General features: G+C 67.3%; 14 protein-coding genes and 2 tRNA genes. 6 read left to right on the forward strand and 10 right to left on the reverse strand.

The annotated features are described in order from the left end of the window. The first annotated feature begins 147 nt into the window (after nt 1-147). The 3 genes from BA895_RS22275 to BA895_RS22285 all read left to right on the forward strand — a co-directional run bounded on the left by BA895_RS22275 (nt 148) and on the right by BA895_RS22285 (nt 6,246). Nucleotides 148-2,376, forward strand: coding sequence for a DUF262 domain-containing protein (locus BA895_RS22275; RefSeq protein ID WP_083283678.1), 2,229 nt, complete (start codon nt 148-150; stop codon nt 2,374-2,376). A gap of 115 nt (nt 2,377-2,491) precedes the next feature. After that, nucleotides 2,492-5,179 carry a Z1 domain-containing protein gene (locus BA895_RS22280; RefSeq protein ID WP_070194094.1) on the forward strand — a complete coding sequence of 896 codons (2,688 nt, stop codon included), beginning with the start codon at nt 2,492-2,494 and terminating at the stop codon, nt 5,177-5,179. Further along, the gene (locus BA895_RS22285) at nt 5,176-6,246 is read left to right on the forward strand and encodes a PD-(D/E)XK motif protein (RefSeq protein WP_083283680.1); all 1,071 of its coding nucleotides are present in this window, start codon (nt 5,176-5,178) and stop codon (nt 6,244-6,246) included. The genes BA895_RS22280 and BA895_RS22285 overlap by 4 nt, the downstream gene beginning before the upstream one ends. Nucleotides 6,247-6,292: 46 nt before the next feature. Here the strand turns inward: BA895_RS22285 and BA895_RS22290 are convergent. From BA895_RS22290 to gyrB, 6 genes are all read right to left on the reverse strand, one after another. Continuing rightward, nucleotides 6,293-6,368: transfer RNA gene (locus BA895_RS22290), tRNA-Ala, on the reverse strand. A 42-nt stretch (nt 6,369-6,410) separates the two neighbouring features. After that, the gene (locus tag BA895_RS22295) at nt 6,411-6,590 is read right to left on the reverse strand and encodes a DLW-39 family protein (RefSeq protein WP_070194096.1); all 180 of its coding nucleotides are present in this window, start codon (nt 6,588-6,590) and stop codon (nt 6,411-6,413) included. A gap of 28 nt (nt 6,591-6,618) precedes the next feature. After that, nucleotides 6,619-6,695 (reverse strand) — tRNA-Ile (locus tag BA895_RS22300). A gap of 141 nt (nt 6,696-6,836) precedes the next feature. Continuing rightward, nucleotides 6,837-7,424, reverse strand: a complete 588-nt coding sequence (locus tag BA895_RS22305; protein ID WP_070194097.1) for a DUF3566 domain-containing protein — start codon at nt 7,422-7,424, stop codon at nt 6,837-6,839. Continuing rightward, entirely contained in the window at nt 7,421-10,162 is a 2,742-nt protein-coding gene (gene gyrA, locus BA895_RS22310) for a DNA gyrase subunit A (RefSeq protein ID WP_070194098.1), read from the reverse strand. The genes BA895_RS22305 and gyrA overlap by 4 nt, the downstream gene beginning before the upstream one ends. Nucleotides 10,163-10,231: 69 nt before the next feature. Beyond that, nucleotides 10,232-12,412: a DNA topoisomerase (ATP-hydrolyzing) subunit B gene (gene gyrB, locus BA895_RS22315; protein WP_371327746.1), complete on the reverse strand. Its 2,181-nt coding sequence runs from the start codon at nt 12,410-12,412 to the stop codon at nt 10,232-10,234. A gap of 406 nt (nt 12,413-12,818) precedes the next feature. On the opposite strand from gyrB, the gene BA895_RS22320 reads away from it, so the two are divergent. Then, entirely contained in the window at nt 12,819-13,325 is a 507-nt protein-coding gene (locus BA895_RS22320; RefSeq protein WP_070194100.1) for a SigE family RNA polymerase sigma factor, read from the forward strand. Continuing rightward, entirely contained in the window at nt 13,322-14,665 is a 1,344-nt protein-coding gene (locus tag BA895_RS22325; protein WP_070194101.1) for a hypothetical protein, read from the forward strand. The genes BA895_RS22320 and BA895_RS22325 overlap by 4 nt, the downstream gene beginning before the upstream one ends. A gap of 53 nt (nt 14,666-14,718) precedes the next feature. Here the strand turns inward: BA895_RS22325 and BA895_RS22330 are convergent, their stop codons facing one another. After that, entirely contained in the window at nt 14,719-16,206 is a 1,488-nt protein-coding gene (locus tag BA895_RS22330; protein ID WP_070194102.1) for a protealysin inhibitor emfourin, read from the reverse strand. A 286-nt stretch (nt 16,207-16,492) separates the two neighbouring features. Here BA895_RS22330 and rocD point away from each other — a divergent pair, with 286 nt between their 5' ends. Then, nucleotides 16,493-17,674: an ornithine--oxo-acid transaminase gene (rocD, locus tag BA895_RS22335; RefSeq protein WP_070194197.1), complete on the forward strand. Its 1,182-nt coding sequence runs from the start codon at nt 16,493-16,495 to the stop codon at nt 17,672-17,674. A gap of 114 nt (nt 17,675-17,788) precedes the next feature. Here the strand turns inward: rocD and BA895_RS22340 are convergent, their stop codons facing one another. The 3 genes from BA895_RS22340 to gnd are packed head-to-tail and all read right to left on the reverse strand — an operon-like array spanning nt 17,789 to nt 20,843. Continuing rightward, nucleotides 17,789-18,337: a DUF721 domain-containing protein gene (locus BA895_RS22340; protein ID WP_070194103.1), complete on the reverse strand. Its 549-nt coding sequence runs from the start codon at nt 18,335-18,337 to the stop codon at nt 17,789-17,791. Beyond that, complete coding sequence (gene recF, locus BA895_RS22345; protein WP_083283683.1) at nt 18,330-19,661, reverse strand: DNA replication/repair protein RecF; 1,332 nt, start codon at nt 19,659-19,661, stop codon at nt 18,330-18,332. Before recF ends, BA895_RS22340 begins: the two co-directional genes overlap by 8 nt. A 15-nt stretch (nt 19,662-19,676) precedes the next feature. Beyond that, entirely contained in the window at nt 19,677-20,843 is a 1,167-nt protein-coding gene (gnd, locus tag BA895_RS22350) for a phosphogluconate dehydrogenase (NAD(+)-dependent, decarboxylating) (RefSeq protein ID WP_070194104.1), read from the reverse strand. Between the last annotated feature and the right edge of the window lie 16 nt (nt 20,844-20,859).

Here is a 20,859-nt window from a genome sequence, read left to right on the forward strand (position 1 = left end):
CGGGGCGAGTGGCGCTGCCCTCGTTTCGCAACACTGAACACGAAATCGCAGTTCCCGCAGCACACCTTGCTACTGTGCCCGAAGTGCCCGGTTCGCGATGCGAGCGATACCTACGACGAGGCAAGACGCCGGAGGGTTTAAGTCTAGATGGTCTACGATATCGCAACGTCCAAGGCTGAAGCAGTTGCGCGCATGTACGCACTCGCCCAACAGCCAGCACAACCACTCGGGCCAGGCAGCAAGGAGAAGAAGTCAGCCCTTGAAGCCATTGGCAGTGTGGTCGGCCTTGACCTCACCGAGACACCTGGGAAAGTGGAGTGTGCCAGACGCATAGCTGAGCGGGTGAAGACCACCTGGGATGAGGATTGCTACTCGCAGGGCGACTCGATCACCCTCATTGGCCTGAACAGGCTGCTCGACGGCGCCTTGAAGTTTCGCGGCGAACGAGTGACCAATGATCTGCTCGCCAACGCGCACAACCAAAGTGGTGATGACTTGAACCAAGTTGAAGGCAATGGCACGGAGCAGGGTCGGGTACGGGATGACCTCAGCGAGATCCGGCAGAATATCTCAGAGGGCATAGCAAGGCTGTCCTTATCGGGGCCGACGCCCACTGAGTTCGAGCCGACTACAGAGATCGTGCCGGAGGCGGCATCGTTCTCTAGCGGTGCTTGGCGATCGTGCCTTTTCCAGGTTCAAGGATGGCTTCGTCTCGAGAACAACCTGGACGAAACCGCCCCCGAGGCGTTCCTGACCAGCCTCGCGACAGGTCTAGGAGAGCCCCCCACCGCCGACGAGTCACTCGTTCTGCCGAGGTTGGCAGGAAGGATCGAGCGCGCCCTGGAACTCCGACAGCACTTCGAGGAGATCCTTGAGTCTGAGGCCGAAGGTGGAGCCACCAGGGCAAGCGCGACGCAGGCTTGGCTCGCCGCATGGGGTGAGGTCGACGAGGAGCAGGACAACGAGAGCAGCGGCCCGATCAAGGCAGTGGCCAACACCTGGCCGGTGTCGGAGTTCGTCGGCTACGCGGAGGACGGAGAACTGAGCCTCAGCCCGTCCTACCAGCGGGCGGACGTCTGGCCCACCACGACCGCTCAGCAGCTCATTGAGTCCATCCTTCGAGGCATCCCGCTGCCTTCGGTGATCCTCCTGCAGCGCACCCTTTCTCAGCGGGTCATGTACGAGACGGTTGACGGCAAGCAGCGCTTGACCTCGATCCTTCGCTTCGTCGGCCGTCATCCTCGCGCCCTCGATCTAGTGCGAGCCAAGGAGGAGGCCTGGGGGCACGCCGGCCTTGTCGAGGTCTTCCATAATGACTACCCGCAGTTCAAGAAGCTGTGGCGCGCAAATGAGTCTCAGACCCTCACGGCAGGCGTGGCAAGGGAGTACTACTTCCCGTTTCCGCTCAGGACCGGTGACGTCAAGCCGCTGTCTGGTCTCGACCACCTCAAGGGTCGCTACTTCTGCGAGATCCGTGACAAAACGATTGACGTCGTGGGCGAGCCCCGTCCCGTGAGTTCGCTCTTCGAGAAGCCCAACTCCAAGTACCGCGTCCCTGTGATCGTCTACGAGACCGTCACAAGCGACCAGATTCACGAAGTCTTCAGCCTCTATAACAAGCAGGGCAAGCATCTGAACGCCGAGGAGATCCGCAACGCCCTCTACCACAATCTCGACTTCATGCGAGCCCTCCTCGTGACCGCCGGAGACTCCGACGAAGTCGATGCAGTCGCTCCGTTCCTCTCCGAGATCTGGGATGAGCTCGCCTCAACACCCGAGGTACTGGACAGCTACGGCTTCGGCAAGGCGGGCTACAAGCGCACGAAGCTGCTCTCTTGGGTCGCGGCAGCCCTCCTCTTCAGCGACGGCAAAGCACCCACCCGTTCCACCGCAGCACAGGTCAACGCCCTCTTGAAGCGGATCGACGACGATGCGTCGGATCCGCTACGCAACTCGGACCGCGTTCGAGACGCCATGCGCCTGTTGGACCGCGCGCTCGATGCCCACGCGGTTATCCCCGACGACATCTGGTCACCAGTGTTCAAGAACGCCCAGAGCAAGTCGAAGTGGCAGGAGCTGCAGCTGGTGGCCACGCTCATCGCCTTCAGCGCCGCCGCAGTCGTGCTGGAGGAGAAGTTCGAACAACGTCTTGAGGAGTCTCTCGGAGCCATCAGCGAAAGGTCTGCGGACTGGAGACGCCCCGCCAAGACGCAAACGCGAGAGCAGTGGAAGTTCATCGCCGAGGTGGTGACAGAGCTGCTCGACATTCTCGAGGTGGCCCCCGATGAGGCCGATGGCGGCATCGCCAGTCGCTACGGTTCTTCAGGCCTCCAAGCGCTCATGGGACTGGCACCTACGGCAGATGAGCACCAGTAGCTCACCATTCGGCGTCACACATTTGGTCACGCCGATCGGTGAGGACTCAGTTGGCTGGTGGTCCAGCTACTCCAAACAACTGACGGCTCACGGGATCTCACCCACGAGCCTCAAGGTGATCGACGACGATGCGCAGTTCATCATCGACGAGGGCGTGTTCGGGGCGGGCTCACCTAGCAGTGGCTCGTGGCCCGCTTCACGCGAGCGCAGCGGTGTGGTCATGGGAGCGGTTCAGTCTGGCAAGACCGCGTCGATGCTCGCCGTGATCGCCAAGGCTCTCGACGCGAAGGTTGACGCCGTTGTGGTTCTTGCCGGAACGCGAACGGCCCTTTGGCAGCAAACGTTCGAGCGCTTGGTGTCTCAACTCGACACGTTCGATCAACCGTGGTCAAGACGGGTGTTCGTGCCTAACCGGGCCGTCCTGAGCCGTGGCCAGCAGGCTCCGGACCTCGCCACCCTCTACTCCCTGACCGGTCCACTCGGCAGAAAGGCAGTGTCGGGGCGGGTACCAATCGTCGCGGTGGTCATGAAGAACGTGTTCCACCTGGAGCGCATGGCCGCGACCCTGCGCAAGTCCGTCTTTCCCGCAGCCGAACAGCGGGGGGACCCTTTCCACATTCTCGTGATCGACGATGAGGCAGACGACTCCTCCATCCTGGACGCTGTGACCGAGGCCCGAACCGGCGTGTCCCTGACAGACACCAAACAAGTTCCCCGACGGATCGCAGACCTTTGGGAGGCACGTACTTCCCCCGGCGAAACCAGCCAGACGAACCTCTACGCCACATACATCGCCTATACCGCCACCCCTCAAGCCAACTTCCTTCAAGACGCCTCGAACCCTCTAGCGCCACGTGACTTCGCGATCAGCCTGCGTACCCCGGGACCCCGCGGAGACCTAGAGCCGCGGTCACCGTCGTACACCGATGCGGCCGGGCTCAAGTCCTGGTACACGGGGGGCGACATGTTCTACAGGTCTCTCAGTTCGGTGCCCCTTTGCCGCACAGAGGACCCGCCGGAGGAGGTGTTCAGCAACGCGATACGGGCCTTCCTCGTCGGCTCCGCCGTGCGCCTCTGGCGCGCCCCTGAGCGAATCGGTCCCCACTCCGCACGAGGGGATCGATTTGGCACCAAGGCTGAAGCACTGTCCTCCTTCGCCGCACCGGGGTCAATGCTGATCCACCCCTCTTCGACGAAGGACGACCACTTCGACGTCGCCGCACAGGTTCTCGCGTGGTCGGACGGATCGGATCGCCGGGAAGCGCGCGCCCGTATCGACCTCGGTGAACGCGAGCTGTCAGTGGAGGGCATTCAGGCTCAGATCGAAGATGAGCCTGAGAAGTGGCAGAGCTGGATGCGGGAGTTCGCAGACGCTGCACACCGCTGCTACACGGCACTCTCCCTCCCTGAGAAGGCCCGTGTTCCGGGAATCGACGACTGGGACGAGATCTGCCGGCTCCTCCTCGAAGAGGTGGTGCCCGGCACTCAGTTGGCGGTCATCAACAGCGACGAGACCGCGGACGATAGACCGGATTTCGAGCCGAGCCTGGTCGGCGATACCTGGGGGCCGCCCCCCAACCACTCGACGATCTTCGTCTCTGGAAACGTGATGGCCCGGGGGCTCACGCTCGAAGGTCTTACAACCACGCTGTTCACCCGACACAGCGATACGCCCCTCGCGGACACCCAGATGCAGATGCAACGTTGGTTCGGCTATCGAGGCAGCTTCATCGAGCTCTGCAGAGTCTTCCTCACGCCTGGGCAGATGGGGCTGTTCAACGCCTACCACGAGGCCGACGAGGCGTTGCGGCGAGACATCATGGCCGCCATGAACCAGCCAGGTGGGCCCTCCACCGCCGTGAGTGTCCTGCAGGGCTACAACTTCGCTGCAACAGGCAAGATCGCCAACGTCACCCCTGTGGCCATTTGGCCGGAGGCGACCCCGTTCGTTCGACACATGAACACTCCCGAGTCTGACTCCCGCAACGCTGAGGTCGTCGCTGACCTTCTACTGCGGGGGTACGAGGTGGTGTCGACGAAGGATGGCCGGGTCCTTGGGCTCATCCTGCGCGAGGACCTAGATCTCCTTGGAACCGCGGAGCTCATAGACAGACTCGCCTACCGGGACCACGGGCCCGGAACCTCCGGACGTGACTCAAAGCGCTGGCAGTCGCTCGCCAACCATCTTGGGCTGACCGCACAAGACTCCGAGTACCCGCTCTACCGGGCCCCGTTTGTGCCCGATGGGATCGACCTTGGCAGCAACTCCCCATACGCGATAGCCGCTTACCTGCGCGCCTGGTCGGCCGCGCTGTCCAGGCGCGCCCCAGGTCTCGTTACGACAGACCCGCCATTCGGTCCCTGGAGCCTTGTGGATCTCCAGCAGAGGGCGGCCGCTCGACCCTCCTTCCGGGTCGCTCTCCGCTTTGGGCGGGGCCCGCAGGTCGCCAGCGGCCCACTGGCGAACCTTGGCCACCCTGTGAGGACAATGGAGCGGGAGGTCACCGCCACCGGTGCCCTCCGCGACACCTGGGGCTCTCGAGGGTCGGCAGGCAAGCGTGTATCGGACGCTGAGGCGTCTGAGCGGTATCCCGGCGACGAGTACATCGACTACTTCGCCCGAGGGGAACCCGTGCCGATCCGGGCATCCTGGGGCTCCGCACGTCCCCCGGGTGAGCCTGGGCTCGTGCTCTTCCATCCGATCGCTCGCGAAAACGAGGAAGTTTCGTTGGCCGTCGGACTGTCCCTACCCCTCGGCGGGCCAGACCAAGTCTCCGCCGTCTCGACAGAGGACGTCCCGTGACCAAAGGGCACTCAAGAGACGCGATCTACGAGGAACTTCGGGAGCGAGTAGCGGCAAGCGTTCCCGCATCAGCTGCGGATTCCCGGGATGTGGAGTGGACTTCTGCGAGCCGCGCTCTCGGGTTCGCCCGGTCCTCAAGTGGGGCCATAGAAGTGTTCCTGGTGGGTGAACCCCTGCAAGCCTCACGGCCGGGCGTCGCGAAGCATCTTGAGCACCACGAGTGGGCCACGGTTGATGGCGAGGGCCTGAGCGCCAATCGGCTGCTGTTGCCGAACGAGCCACACTTCGATCGCGTGGCCGCGTTCATCTGCGCGGAACTACAGCTGAACAACGTTGATGACAGCGTGCCGGGTGCCTTCAGTCGGAGCGAGGAGATCATCGACCTCGCACTCACCGGTGCGTCTGTTGACGCTGATGCACTCCTAGGTCTGTGCGGTGAGCTGCTCTTCTTAGATGCCCTAACCCGCGCGGATCCTGAAGGCGCATCGCAGATACTGATGCAGTCCTGGGCCGGACACCGGCGGTCGAGTAGGGACCTCCAGCTCGGCTCGATAGGTGTTGAAGTCAAGACGACCACCAGGGCCGCGTCCGTACATCACATTCAAGGCCCTTACCAGGTCGAACTCGGGAACCCCGTGGGGGGAGTCCAGGAGACCGGTCTCTTCCTGCTCAGCGTCGGGTTGGTCTGGCTGCCCAACGATCAACCGATGGGGTTCACACTTCACAAGATTGTCTCGAATCTCATCAGCACCCTGAGTGCCGGTGACCGCGAAGAGTTTCTCAGCCGCGTCAGTGGATATGCGGGATCAACCGGGCGTCGATACGAGCATGACTCCCCGGAGATCGCGCCTGAGTTCCGAAGACCTTTCACGACGTCGTTCGTGCGGCTGTACGACATGACCGACTCGCGAATCCGTGTCCCACGCAGCGACGTCCTGGCAGGCATGGACCTGGTCCCTGAGTCCGTGAACTACCAAATTCGTCTCCCCCTGCAGGTGAACGGCTCCCTGAACCCCATCACAGGGCTAGCAGAGGCGGCCGGTCACTCGCTATCCATGTGGGCCTAGCGGATCGGGATCGGCGCCATGCGGACACAAGCATCCCCCGTTCTCTTGGTGGAGCCAAGGGGACTCGAACCCCTAACCCCCTGCTTGCAAAGCAGGTGCGCTACCAATTGCGCCATGGCCCCCGGTGGGGCCGCCGGGCCCCGTGAAGCTGCGGCCGGAGCCGCTCAGATCTGGTTGGCCGGTGCGTCGTCCGGGCTGAAAGAAGTGTCAGCCGGCGCAGGCGCCTGCACGTCGTCGGTGGCCTGGGTCCAGAGGTCTTGCTCGGCCTGCTGCTGCTTGGCCTTCTTGCGCACCAGCACGACGGCGGCGATCGAGCCGGCGACCAGGGCGAGACGCTTGAACATTCCGGGCTCCTCTTCGGTGGTGCGGTGATGGTGGGCCTAGGAGGACTTGAACCTCCGACCTCGTCCTTATCAGGGACGCGCTCTAACCGTCTGAGCTATAGGCCCATCGTCACCCTTCGACGACCAGGCCCGAGAACCTGACGCGAGGGCTCACGTTACCTGATCGCGTGCACCTCACACAAAACGAGAGGATGCCGCCGAGCCCGGTGAGGCTCAGCGGCATCCGTACGCTGTGGCGGGGTGGGCTCAGTCGTCGGTGAGGGTCAGCTGAAGACCCCCGACGAGGGCAGAGCAGATGTTGTAGAGGAAGGCCATCACGGTGGCGATGGCGGTCATCAGGATGATGTCGATGACACCGATCACGATGGAGAGGGACACGACGCGGCCGAAGCCCACGTAGTCCTTGATGCTGAACGGGTCGGAGGTGGCGGTCTGCAGCGAGGCCAGCACACCCTCGACGTCGCTGAACACGTTCATGGTCGACAGGATCATCCAGAGCACTGCGGTGAGGATGACGCCGGCGATGCCGAGGGCGACCGAGATGAGAAAGCTCATCTTCATGACCGACCACGGGTCGATGCGAGCCACGGCCAGTCGCACCCGGCGCGGCCCCTTGCGCCGAGCCGCCGGGCGAGCAGCACTCTTGGCGGCGCTCGCCGCCCTGACGGCAGGGTCGCGTGTGGGCTCCGGGCCCTGCGGTTTCGCCTGCGGCTGGGGTGCGGTGCGGTTGGTGATGGCGCCTCGCGAGAGAGCGGTGCCGCCCTCTTCTGTGCCGCTCGCACCGTAGCCGTAACCGGTCGTGTCGACCGAGCCTTCAGAACTCGTCGTGCTCACTCGTCACCTCCGTCTTCGCTGGCGGGCCCCTCGGCCCCGTCGGATGCAGTCCCATCCGACGGTACGGCATCCGAGCCCGGAACCGTAGCCGACGCACTCGGGGTAGACGTCACCCCGACTGCGGGGTCGTCGCTCGACTCGGCGTCTTCAACGTCGTCGTCCAGGCCCAGCTCGCTCTCGGCGTTGCGGGCCACCGCGACGATCGAGTCGCCCTTGTCGGGCGTCGCGAAGATGACGCCCTGCGTCGACCGGCCCGTGTGACGCACCTCGTCGACCCGCGATCGCACGATCTTGCCGCGCTCCATCACGACCATGACCTCGTCGGTCTCGCTGACGATGAGCGCACCCACGAGGTCGCCGCCCTTGTCAGAGATCTTCGCGACCTGGATGCCGAGACCGCCGCGGCCCTGCAGGCGGTACTCCGACACGGGGGTGCGCTTGGCCAGACCGTTCTCGAAGACGACGAACACGTCTGGGCTCTCGCCCTCCTCGACGACGGCCATCGCGAGCAGGTGGTCGCCGTCGCGGAACTTCATCCCCGTGACACCCGAGGTCGAACGGCCCATCGGCCGCAGCGCCGTGTCGGTCGCCGTGAAGCGCACCGACTGGCCCTTGAGCGACACGAGCAGCAGGTCGTCGCGGTTGCTGGCGAGGCGGGCGCCGACGAGCTCGTCGCCCTCGCGCAGGTTGATGGCGATCAGGCCACCCGAGCGCGGGGAGTCGTAGTCGCTCAGCAGCGTCTTCTTGACCAGCCCGGCCCGGGTCGCGAGCACGAGGTAGTCGGCCTGGGCGTAGTCGTGGATCGCCAGCACCTGAGCGATCTGCTCACCGGGCTGAAAGGCCATCAAGTTGGCGACGTGCTGGCCCTTGCTGTCGCGGCTGCCCTCGGGAAGCTCGTAGCCCTTGGCCCGGTAGACCCGACCGAGGTTGGTGAAGAAGAGCAGCCAGCGGTGGGTCGTGGTGGTGAAGAAGTGCTCGACCACGTCTTCGCCGCGCAGGCTCGCGCCCCGCACGCCCTTGCCGCCGCGCTTCTGCGAACGGTACTGGTCGACGCGGGTGCGCTTGGCGTAGCCGCCGCGGGTGATCGTGACGACGACGTCCTCTTCGGGAATGAGGTCTTCCATCGACATGTCGCCGTCGAAGGGGAAGATCTCGGTGCGCCGCTCGTCGCCGTACTTCTCGACGATGCCGGCCAGCTCCTCCGACACGATGTCGCGCTGGCGCTGCGGTGAGGCGATGATCGCCTCGTACTCCTCGATCATCGCCTGCAGCTCGTCGTGGTCCTGCTGGATCTTCTCGCGCTCGAGGGCGGCCAGGCGGCGCAGCTGCATGTTGAGGATGGCGTTGGCCTGGTCCTCGTCGATGTCGAGCAGCTCGATCAGCCCGGTGCGCGCGACCTCGACGGTGCGCGAGGCGCGGATCAGGGCGATCACCGCGTCGAGCTGGTCGAGGGCCTTGAGGTAGCCGCGCAGCAGGTGGATGTTCTCTTCGGCCTTGCGCAGCCGGTACTGCGTGCGGCGCAGGATAACCTCGATCTGGTGGTCGACCCAGTGCCGGATGAACCCGTCGAGCGGCAGGGTGCGTGGCACCTCGTCGACGAGCGCGAGCATGTTCGCGCCGAACGTGGTCTGCAGCTGCGTGTGCTTGTAGAGGTTGTTGAGCACGACCTTGGCCACCGCGTCGCGCTTGAGCACGATGACCAACCGCTGACCGGTGCGACCCGACGTGTGGTCCTGGATGTCGGAGATGCCGGCGATCTTGCCGTCCTTGACCAGGTCGGCGATCTTCAGGGCGAGCATGTCGGGGTTGACCTGGTAGGGCAGCTCGGTGACGACGAGGGCCTGGCGGTTGCCGAACTCCTCGACGTTGACGATCGCCCGCATGATGATCGAGCCGCGGCCGGTGCGGTAGGCATCCTCGATGCCCCGCTTGCCCATGATGAGCGCGCCGGTCGGGAAGTCGGGGCCCTGGATGATGGTCAGCAGGTGCTCGAGCAGCTCTTCCCGCCCGATCTCGGGGTGCTTGAGATAGAACTCCGCGCCGGCCGCGACCTCGCGCAGGTTGTGCGGCGGGATCTGGGTGGCCATACCCACGGCGATGCCGGCCGAGCCGTTGACGAGCAGGTTCGGGAAGCGGCTCGGCAGCACCGACGGCTGCATCGTCTTGCCGTCGTAGTTGGGAATGAAGTCGACGGTGTCCTCGCCGATGTCGCGCACCATCTCCATGGCGATCGAGGCCATCCGGCACTCGGTGTAGCGGGGGGCCGCGGCCCCGTCGTTGCCGCGCGAGCCGAAGTTGCCCTGGCCGTCGACGAGCGGGTAGCGCAGCGACCAGTCCTGCACCAGGCGCACCAGGGCGTCGTAGATCGCCGTGTCGCCGTGCGGGTGGTAGTGACCCATGACGTCACCGACGACGCGAGCGCACTTGTTGTAGCCCCGGTCAGGCCGGTAGCCGCCGTCGTACATCGCGTAGACGATGCGCCGGTGCACGGGCTTGAGGCCGTCGCGCACGTCGGGCAGGGCGCGGCTGACGATGACCGACATGGCGTACTCGATGTAGCTGCGCTGCATCTCGGTGTTGAGGTCGACCGCCTCGACGCGGTCGGTGAGGCCAGCGGTGTCGATCGGCGCAGTGCCCTGGTCGTCGGTCGTGTCGGGCACATCGGGCAGGTCGGACGCGGAAATGTCGTCGCCGCTGTCGCTGTCGCTGCCGTCGATGGGTGGGAGGTCGTCGCTCACGTCAGTTCCCTTGTCGTTGTGTGCTGTTCGTCAAAGTCATTTCGGATGCCGCTGGGCTGGGTCGTCGGGCTAGATGTCGAGGAAGCGCGCGTCGCGGGCGTTCTTCTGGATGAAGCTGCGACGGCTCTCGACGTCTTCACCCATCAGCACGGCGAACACCTCGTCGCTCTTCGCGGCATCCTCGAGGGTCACCTGCAACAGGGTGCGGCTGTCGACGTCCATCGTGGTCTCGCCGAGCTCCTGGTAGTTCATCTCGCCGAGACCCTTGTAGCGCTGCACCGGGTTGTCCTTGGGCAGGCGCCAGCCCTTCGCCTTGCCGATCTGCTCGAACCCGTCGCGCTCGCGGTCGCTGTAGGCGAACTGGTGGTCGGCGTTGCTCCAGCGCAACCGGTAGAGCGGCGGCTGCGCGAGGTAGACGTAGCCGGCCTCGATGAGGGGGCGCATGAAGCGGAACAACAGGGTCAGCAGCAGCGTGCGGATGTGCATGCCGTCGACGTCGGCGTCGGCCATCAGCACGATCTTGTGGTAGCGCGCCTTGGCGATGTCGAAGTCTTCGCCGATGCCGGTACCGAACGCCGAGATCAGCGCTTGCACCTCGTTGTTGGCCAGGATCTTGTCGATGCGGGCCTTCTCGACGTTGAGGATCTTGCCGCGGATCGGCAGGATCGCCTGCCGGTGCGGGTCACGCGCCTGGGTGGCCGAGCCGCCGGCGCTGTCACCCTCGACGATGAAGACTTCCGAGATGCTGGGGTCTTTGCTCTGACAGTCCTTGAGCTTGCCCGGCAGGCCGCCCGACTCGAGCAGGCCCTTGCGTCGGGTCGCCTCGCGGGCCTTGCGCGCAGCCATGCGTGCGGCGGCGGCCTGCACCGACTTGCGCACGATGTCCTTGCCCTCGTTGGGGTGGGCGCCGAGCCAGTGCCCGAACTCGTCGGTCATGGCCCGCTGCACGAACCCCTTCACCTCGGAGTTGCCGAGCTTGGTCTTGGTCTGGCCCTCGAACTGCGGCTCACCGAGCTTGACCGAGATGACGGCCGTGAGCCCCTCGCGCACGTCGTCACCGGTGAGGTTCTCGTCCTTCTCCTTGAGCAGGTTCTGGCGCCGCGCGAAGTCGTTGATCAGCTTGGTCATCGCCGCCCGGAAGCCCTCCTCGTGGGTGCCGCCCTCGTGGGTGTTGATCGTGTTGGCGTAGGTGTGCACCGACTCGCTGTAGGCGCTGGTCCACTGCATGGCCAGCTCGAGGCTCATGGCGCGCGCCTTGTCTTCGACCTCGATCGAGATGACCTCGGGGTGCACCGGCTCGCTGCGCTTGCTGCCGTTGATGTGGTTGACGTAGTCGACGAGCCCGTTCTGGTAGCAGTAGCTGACCTTCTTGGCGGTGACCGTCTTCACCTGCTCGGAGCCGGACTGCTCGCCCTCGTCGTCTTCGGCCTCGACCTCTTCAAGCTCGTCGTCGAGGTCATCGAGGTCGACCTCGTCGCTGTCGGTCTTGACCTGCTCGACCCGCTCGTCGACGAGGTTGATGGTCAGGCCCTTGTTGAGAAAGGCCATCTGCTGCATGCGGGCCCGGATGGTCTCGAAGTCGTAGTGGACGGTCTCGAAGATGTCGGCGTTGGGCCAGAAGGTGATCGTGGTGCCGGTCTCGTCGGTGGCCTCCTGCTGCTCGAGCGGGCTGTCGGGCACCCCGTGGGAGAAGCTCATGCGAAAGACGTGGCCCTTCTGGCGCACCCCGACCTTGAGCTTGCTCGACAGCGCGTTGACCACCGAGCTGCCGACGCCGTGCAGGCCACCTGAGACCTTGTAGCCGCCGCCACCGAACTTGCCGCCGGCGTGCAGCTGGGTGAGCACCAGCTCGACCGCGCTGATCTTCTCGATCGGGTGGATGTCGGTGGGGATGCCGCGACCGTTGTCTTTGACCCGCACCCCGCCGTCGGCGAGCAGGGTGACGTCGATCGTGTCGGCGTAGCCGGCCAGCGACTCGTCGACCGCGTTGTCGACGATCTCGTAGACGAGGTGGTGCAGGCCACGCGGGCCGGTGGTGCCGATGTACATGCCGGGGCGCTTGCGCACGGCCTCGAGACCCTCGAGCACCGTGATGGCGCTCGCGTCGTAGTCGACGCCGTTGGGGCGGGCGTCCACAGGGACCCCTACGGGTGGCGCGGGAGAGGGCGAGACGGGTGGGGCCGGGGAGTCACTCGAACTGGGGATGCTGCTGTTGGCGCTGGTGTTGGTCGGCTCGTCGGCGTCAGACACGTCTCTCCTCGGTGATGACCTCATGCGGGCGGCCCGGCGTGATGCCGAGCCGCAACCTCTTCATCTTACCGGGTCGCGAGGGTCGAACTGTGCCCTCAGGGGCCTGAAACGGCCATTTTCCCGGCCGCACACCCCATCTTCTAAGGGGGGAGTCACGCCCTAACCCTTGAGCGGGCCTGTGACGCCTTCTCGCGCTTCGGGCCATCGAGCCCGGACTGGCTCCATCGGCCCGCCCATTGTGACCCTTCACCCAGTTCGTTGGCGCGGCATCCTGGCGCCTGAACGGCGTGGTGGCCATGTCTGGAGGCGGCGAAGTCGCGACACTTCGGTGACAACCTCCCGGGCCTGGCGGGGGTTGGGAGTGGTACCGGCAGTTGCGGGACCAGACGACAGGGGATCGACACCGATGGACGAAGCCGAGCGCCGAGCCGACTTCACGGCGTACGTCGAGGCCCGCCAACACGCCCTCGCCCGCCTCGCCTACCTCCTCAGCGGCGACCGCGACACGGCCGAGGACCTCCTTCAGAACGCGCTGGCCAAGGTCTACCGGCACTGGGAACGGATCCAGGCCGTCGAGCTGCCGGACGCCTACGTCCGCCGAATCATGGTCAACGAGAACAACTCGAGGTGGCGCCGGATGACACGGCGCCGGGAGTCGCCGGCCAGCCACGTCATCGAGGTGCTCGACCCACCCACCGCCGCGCACCTCGACCCGGCGGAGTCGATCGACCTGTGGCAACACGTGCAGACACTGCCGACGCAGCAGCGGGCCGCGATCGTGCTGCGCTACTACGAGGACCTCACCGAAGCCCAGACGGCAGAGACGCTCGGGTGCTCCGTCGGCACCGTCAAGAGCCACACCAGCCGCGCGATCTCCGCGCTGCGCACGAGGATGAGCGAGGCCACCGCATGAGCGACATCGACCCCGAGCTCAAGGCGGTGCTCGCCGAACGAGGCGAGGGTGTGCGCGTCGGCGCGGGCCTCGCCGACCGGGCCATCGCCCGCGACCGCTCCAACCGTCACCGCGAGCTCGGGGTCGCGGCCCTGGGCGCCGGGCTCGTGCTGGCGGTCGCCGTGCCCCTCACCTGGTCGGCCGTGACCCCCACCGGGAGCCGTCCGTTCCCGGTGGGCCCGTCGCAGTCGACCAGCCCGCCGACGACCCTGCCGAGCCCATCACCCTCGACCCCGCCCTCGACCCTGCCCTCGACATCGGGCCGTACGCCGACCACCCCCACCAACCCGACGACGATCCCGACCCTGCGCTCGACCGGGTCACCGAGCGCTGCTGTGCTGCGGCCGAGTACCGGCCCCGCCACCGGCATCACCGACGTAGGCTTCGTCGTCGACGGGATCTACCGCGAGGGCCAACGGCAGACGAAGCTCAGCGCGCCCTTCCAGCGCCCCGACCTGGTGGCCGCCCTCGGTGACGGTCTGCTGATCACCGTGGGCGACCGGGCCGTCGTCGTGGATGCCGCCGGCCGGACGTTGCGCGACCTACCGACGCTGCGGGGGCCCGTCGCTGTCACGGCCGACCGCTCTCACGGTCTGGTCACCGACGAGGCCGGCAACCTGCTCTACCTCGACAGCCGCGGCAAGCAGGTCGCCCGGTTGGCCGCCACCAAGGGGGGCGCTGCTGGTTGGCAGGTGGCCGGGCTGGTCGGCAACACCGCCTACGCCGTGAACACCGACCAGACCTCGAGCGTCTCTTGGGACGTGCTCTCGACCCGGACCACGACGATCAAGGGCGCGGTCGGCCCCATCGACGCCGCCGGCCGACGCGCCATCGTCACCCCTGGGCTCTCTCCGGGGCAGCCCGGCTACGGGTGTCAGCGGCTCGTCGACCTCACCTCCGGACGCACGATCTGGAACCTGTGCGGCCCCCTCTGGTTCACCTCGTTCTCACCCGACGGCTCTCACCTGCTGGGGCAGGGCTTCTCCGACGGGCAACCACCCGAGCTCTCCGTCGGGCCCACCGGCAAGCTGCTCTACCAGCAGTTCGTGGTGGCCCAGGCCGACAACGGGCGGGTCGTGCTGCAGGGAGGCGGCGACGGATCGCGGTCGACCGGTTCGGTGACCTCGGCCCGCTTCGGCGCCGACGGGTCGGTCACGGCCCAGATCACCGCCGCCGGCCAGCAGAGAGACCTGCAGCGGTGCACCATCGAAGGTCAGTGCGCCGTGGTGGGTGCGGCCGGTCCCTCGTGGCAGCCCGACATCCCGGAGGCGGCCGGGCCGTACCTGTTGGCGCAGAACTGAGCCGGACCCCGTTGACGGCACTGCGCCGTAGGGGTGGCCGTCAGCAACCCATCTCACTCGAGGTCGAGGGTGCGCTCGAACAACCGGTGGATCGACTCGGGCAGGTGCGGCTCGGCCACCTTGATGTCGAGGTTGACGGGCTCACAGAAGACTGAGTAGCAGTAGGCATCGGGCAGGGCCCGGTCGGCCGTCGCGGCGATGCGCTGAAGGGTCGGCGTGCCGAGCAGGTTCTGCCAGTCACGCGTCATCGACTCGGGCAGGTCGCCGAGCGCCAGATGGCGCTCGCGCACCCGGCCGGCGAACCCGCCGGTGCGACGCAGCAGCACCTGGGTGTCGGCGCCGGGAACCTCTCCGTGAGCCTCGCCGCTCGGTGTCTCGGTCGTCGGGTCGGCCGGGGTCGCACCATCCGAGCCACCGGCACCGTCTGCGCTGAGCACCCCAACGGTCGTCCACGCCGCACGAACAGCCGTGTGCTGGGCCGAGCCGTCACCGTGCGCCGCGGCTGCAGCCGCCACGGTGAGGTCGGCGAACGTGGCGAAGTCGCAGTCGGCCTTGATGCCGTCACCGGTCAGCACGGCGTACCAGATCGCCCCGGCGTCGCCCCAGGCGTTGCCTCCGATGGCCACCGCTGCGAGCGCGAAGGCCCGGTTCGGGATGCCGGAGTTGATGTGCACACCGCCGTTGTCGTCGGTCGTCTGCACGTAGTGGGCCAGGTCGGCCGGCTGCGGGTCTTTGCCGAGGCGCGAGTCGTCGTAGGCCGTGCCCGGGTGCAGCATGTCGCGCAGGGCCCGGCCCGAGACGCTGGGGTTGAGCAGCTCTGCACCGATCAACCAGTCGGCGTCGGCCGCCGACTGCCCCAGGTGGTACTGCTTGACGAGCGAGCCGAACACGTCGGAGATCGACTCGTTGAGCGCCCCCGACTGCCCCTGGTAGAGCAGGCCCGCCGTGTGCTCGGTGACGCCGTGGGCCAGCTCGTGGCCGATGACGTCGAGGCTCTTGGTAAAGCGCTCGAAGATCACCCCGTCACCGTCGCCGAACACCATCTGGCTACCGTCCCAGAAGGCGTTGTCGTAGTTGCTGCCGTAGTGCACCGTGGCGAGCAGCGGCATCCCCTTGCCGTCGAGCGAGTCTCGGTCGTAGGCGGCCGACCAGAGCGTCCACGTGGCGCCGAGGCCGTCGTAGGCCTCGTCGGCGGCCGGGTCGCGGGTCGGGGCGCCACCCTCAGCACGCACCTTCGTGCCGGGCGTGGTCTGCGAGCCCTTGGCATCGCTGATGGTGCGCTTCGGCCCCGATACGGCCGCTGGAGCGTCGCTGCCCGGGCGGGTGGGCCCTGTCTGGCCAGGCTGTTCCGGCAGAGGTCGCCGGCGGGCCCGGGTGGGGGCACGACGCAGCGCACGCAGGTCACGGTCGGCGGCCAGAGAGGCGCGGGCGTGCTCGGCCGCTCGGGGCTCGTCGCTGGAGGCCAGCGCCTCGAGCAGGTAGGGCGGGATGATGGTGCAGAGCGCGACCGCTGGGCTGCTCGGGTTCGGTGTCGACGGCATACCTCCACCATCCTCCTCACCGCTGACAGATGGGCGTTTTGCGACAGATCGAAAGGCGGCGCCAACGGTGGCTCACTCACCGGCAGAGACGATCAGCGCACAGGGTGCTGTTCGTCGGCGTTCCGCTGCCGCGCTCGCAAAGAGGGGGCAGGCTTGCCCGGAACGCGAAGCCGACCGAGACTGGCACCACGACGAAGGGAGCGACGACGTGACCACGACGTCCACGAGGAGCACGGGCAGCACGAACACCCCGACGAACGGCCCGACGACCACCACGGCCGAGCAGATCGAGCTGGCTGAGCGGGTTTCGGCCCACAACTACCATCCGCTGGCCGTCGTGGCGCGGGAGGCCGAGGGAGCGTGGGTCACCGACGTCGACGGCAAGCGCTACCTCGACGCGCTGGCGGCCTACTCAGCGCTCAACTTCGGGCACCGGCATCCGGTCATCATGGCGGCGGCCGCCCACCAGCTGGAGCGGCTGACCCTGACGAGCCGAGCCTTCCACAACGATCAGCTCGGGCCCTTCTGTGCCGGCCTGGCGACCCTCGCCGGCAAAGACCGGGTGCTGCCGATGAACACCGGCGCCGAAGCCGTCGAGACCGCTCTGAAGCTCGCGCGGCGCTGGGGGTACGACGTCAAGGGCGTGCCCGAGAACGAGGCCCGCATCGTGGTGATGTCCGGCAACTTCCACGGGCGCACGACCACCATCATCAGCTTCTCCGACGATCCGGTCGCCCGACGCGGCTTCGGCCCGTTCACCCCGGGTTTCGACACCGTTCCCTACGGTGACGCGGCGGCCCTCGAGGCGGCGATCACCCCGAACACCGTGGCCGTGCTCGTCGAACCGGTGCAGGGGGAGGCGGGCATCATCATCCCGCCGGCCGGCTACCTCGAGGCTGTTCGGCGGCTCTGCACCGAGCACGAGGTGCTCTTCCTCGCCGACGAGATCCAGTCGGGCCTCGGGCGTTGTGGGGCCACCTTCGCCTGCGACGTGGAAGAAGTGCGTCCCGACGTGTACATCCTGGGCAAGGCCCTCGGTGGCGGGGTCGTGCCGGTGTCAGCCGTCGTGGCCGACGACGACATCATGAGCGTCATCACCCCGGGCAGCCACGGCTCGACCTTCGGGGGCAACCCCCTCGCGGCCGCCGTGGGGCTCGCCGTGGTCGGCCTGCTCGAGACCGGTGAGTACCAGGAGCGCGCCCGGGTGCTCGGCGAGCAGCTGCGAGAGCGCCTCGAGCCGCTCATCGGGCACGGCCTCACTGCCGTGCGCACCCGCGGCCTGTGGGCCGGGGTCGACCTCGACCCATCGTTGATGTCGGGCCGGCAGGCCGCCGAAGGTCTCGCCGAGCGTGGGGTGCTGTGCAAGGAGACCCACGACCAGACGTTGCGCTTCGCCCCACCGCTGGTCATCGAGGCCAGCGACCTCGACCTTATGGTCGACCGGTTCGCCGAGGTGCTCCGCGCCTGACCTGCCCTACCGCAACACACCGAGTAATCCTCAACTCACCGGGAAGTTACTCGGTGAGTTGAGGATTACTCGGTGTGTTCCCGGGAGTCGCTGTGCTCGGGAGGGCGCGGGCGGTCAGCCGTAGGTGTCGCGGGGGCCGCGGCTGTCGGGCGAGCGTCTGCTGCCCTTGCGCCACGACGGCGCACTCGGGCCGAGCACTCTCAGCTCGGTCACCGAGCCGACGCCGATCTCCTCCTCGACCCGGGCCAGCACCGACGAGGTGAGCAGCCGCATCTGCGTGGCCCACGCCGTCGAGTCGGCGCGCAGAGTGAGCACGCCGTCGACGAAGGTCTGCGGCTCGACATGGCCTGCGATGTCGGGCCCGACGATCTGCGCCCAACGCCCCATCAGCGAACCGACCGCCACGTCGAGCTTCCATCCCCGGTCGACGAGCAGCCGGTCGAGCTGGTCGCCGAGCAGCGCCGGGTCACGACCGTCCCTGGCCGTGCCCGACAGCATCGGCTCGGCCCCCGCTGCTCGCCGCCGCCTCTTGGGCCGCATGCCCGGCCGGAAACCCTTCTCGGTGGCGGCGACCCGCGCCCGCGCGAGAGCCGAGGCAGCGGCATCCGCGATGCGCGTGTCGTCGGCGCTCGACGCGGGCACCTCCGGCGGGTCGTCACTCATCGTCGACCTCGTCCTCCGCCCCCTCGAGCGCCCCCTCCTGCGAACTGAACGAAGTGTTCGTCGTCGAACTCACTGTTGTCACAGCGCTTTCGAGAACCAACGCTGCGTTCGGTTGGCCGACGGGGTGCACCTGGCCCAGATCCACCTGATAGAGGTGGCCCTGCTCGCGCAGCACCGCCGGCACGTCGGCGCCAACGGCCGCCGTGATCAGCACCTGCTCACAGTCGGCGATGAGGGCCGCCAGTCGGTCACGGCGCCCGGTGTCGAGCTCGGCGAACACGTCGTCGAGCACGAGCACCGGGTCGTCACCGAGGTCGCGACGCAGCAACCGGTACGCGGCCAGCCTCAGTGCGAGCGCAAAGCTCCACGACTCACCGTGGCTCGCATAACCCTTGGCCGGCAGCTCACCGAGCGTCAGCACCACGTCGTCACGATGCGGGCCCACGAGACACACCCCCCGCTCGATCTCACTGCCACGCACGTTCTCGAGCGTATCGAGGATGCCGGTGCGCAGCTCGTCGGCCTCGGGCACCTCACCTTCTGCGATCCGCCCCGCCAGGTCGTCGTGCAGCGAGCTCTTATAGGTGGCGCGAGCGTTGGAGGCCGCCGCACTGACCGCGTCGTAGCACTCGGCGATGTCGGGCACGAGGTCGCGCAGCAGCCGGAGGCGTGCGTAGACCAGCTGCGAGCCGACGGTCGCCAGGTGGTCGTCCCAGATGTCGAGGGTGTGCAGGGCCGCGTCGCGCGCTTCGTCGGTGCCCGGCTCGCCGTCACGCACCACGCGCAGACCCCGACGAGCGCCCTTGCGCAGCACCGGCGCCGCCGACTTCAGCAGGGCCCCGCGCTGGCGAAGGATCTTGTCGTAGTCGCCCTGCACACCGCTCCACCGGGGCTGACGCTGCACGAGGAGGTCGTCGAGAAAGCGCCGACGCTGCGAAGGGTCACCCTTGACGAGAGCGAGATCCTCCGGTGCGAACAGCACCGTGCGCACGGCGCCGAGCACGTCGCGGGGCCGAGCGACCGGCGAGCGACCCAGCCGCGCGCGGTTGGCACGGCCGGGCGTGATCTCGAGCTCGACCATGGTCTCGCGGCCCTCGCGCACGATCGCGCCGCGCACGATCGCCTGTTCGGTCCCGAAGCGCACGAGGGGCTGGTCGGTGGCCACCCGGTGACTGCCGAGGGTCGCGAGATAGCCGACGGCCTCGACGAGGTTGGTCTTGCCCTGTCCGTTGAGGCCCACCAGCGTCGTGACGCCCGGCGTCAGCGCGAGCTCGGCACTGGGATAGCTGCGGAAGTCCTTCAGGGTGAGGTGACGAACATGCAACGGGAGGGTTCTCGCTCACGCCTTCTTCGCAGCGCGCTTGCCGACGCTCTTGCGGGCCGGCGCGGCCTTCGCGGCCCGGGCCTGGCCACGAGCGGTGTCGGCCATGTCGGTGGCCTGCGTGGCGGGTGCCTTCTTGGAGGTGGCCGCCTTGCGCGCCGCACCGACGTTGGCCTGGGAGGCCACCGCTGCCGACTGGGAGCTCGCCTTCTTTGCGGAAGCGCGCTTCTTGGCCTGCGTCGGCGCCGACTCCTTCTTCGTCGACCGGGTGGGCACGGCGCCTTCGCGCAGCTTGTCTCCCTCCGCGATGGTCATCACCTGGTGCCCACCGAAGCCACCGCGCAGGGCAGCCACGGCCTGCATCGTCGGGCTGCTCTGCTGCCGCGAGGCGAACCGGGCGAAGAGGGAGGCCGAGATCACCGGCATCGGCACCGACATGGCGATGGCCTCCTCGACGGTCCAGCGGCCCTCACCGGAGTCGTTGGTGTAGTCGGAGACGTCGTCGAGGTGCGGGTTCGCCTCGAGGGCGTCGACCATCAGGTCGAGCAACCAGGAGCGAACGACCGTGCCACGGCTCCAGGCCTTGAAGGCCCCGGGCACGTCGGTCACGATGTCTTTCTTCTCGAGCAGCTCGAAGCCTTCGGCGTAGGCAGCCATCAGGCCGTACTCGATGCCGTTGTGCACCATCTTCGTGTAGTGCCCGGCGCCGACCTTGCCGGCGTGCACGAAACCCTCGTCACGCGGACCCTCGGGTCGCAGCGCGTCGAAGATCGGCATGGCCTTGGTGACCCACTTCTTGTCACCGCCGCACATCAGGCCGTAACCGTTGTCGAGGCCCCAGATGCCGCCGCTCACGCCACAGTCGACGTAGCCGATCTTCTGCGCGGCGAGCATCTTGGCGTTCTCGAAGTCATCGGTGAACCGCGAGTTGCCGCCGTCGATGACGAGGTCGCCCGGCTCGAGCAGCTCGGCGAGCTTGGCGATCGTCTCGCGGGTCGGGTCACCGGAGGGCACCATCACCCAGACGACCCGGGGAGCCTCGAGCTTCTTGACCATGGCGGCCATCGTTCGCACGTCGGCGACGTCGGGGTTGCGGTCGTAGCCGACCACCTCGTGGCCGGCGCGGCGCAACCGCTCGCGCATGTTGCCGCCCATCTTGCCAAGACCGATCAGACCGAGCTGCATGTCGGGTGCCTTCCTG

The sequence above is a fragment of the Humibacillus sp. DSM 29435 genome (assembly GCF_001758225.1).
Lineage (GTDB): Bacteria > Actinomycetota > Actinomycetes > Actinomycetales > Dermatophilaceae > DSM-29435.

What these genes read in the sequence shown, in the direction of transcription:
- BA895_RS22330 (WP_070194102.1), bottom strand. Translation starts at nt 16,206, where the DNA reads ATGCCGTCGACACCGAACCCGAGCAGCCCAGCGGTCGCGCTCTGCACC.
- BA895_RS22320 (WP_070194100.1), top strand. Translation starts at nt 12,819, where the DNA reads ATGGACGAAGCCGAGCGCCGAGCCGACTTCACGGCGTACGTCGAGGCC.
- BA895_RS22275 (WP_083283678.1), top strand. Translation starts at nt 148, where the DNA reads ATGGTCTACGATATCGCAACGTCCAAGGCTGAAGCAGTTGCGCGCATG.
- BA895_RS22295 (WP_070194096.1), bottom strand. Translation starts at nt 6,590, where the DNA reads ATGTTCAAGCGTCTCGCCCTGGTCGCCGGCTCGATCGCCGCCGTCGTG.
- gnd (WP_070194104.1), bottom strand. Translation starts at nt 20,843, where the DNA reads ATGCAGCTCGGTCTGATCGGTCTTGGCAAGATGGGCGGCAACATGCGC.
- BA895_RS22325 (WP_070194101.1), top strand. Translation starts at nt 13,322, where the DNA reads ATGAGCGACATCGACCCCGAGCTCAAGGCGGTGCTCGCCGAACGAGGC.
- BA895_RS22340 (WP_070194103.1), bottom strand. Translation starts at nt 18,337, where the DNA reads ATGAGTGACGACCCGCCGGAGGTGCCCGCGTCGAGCGCCGACGACACG.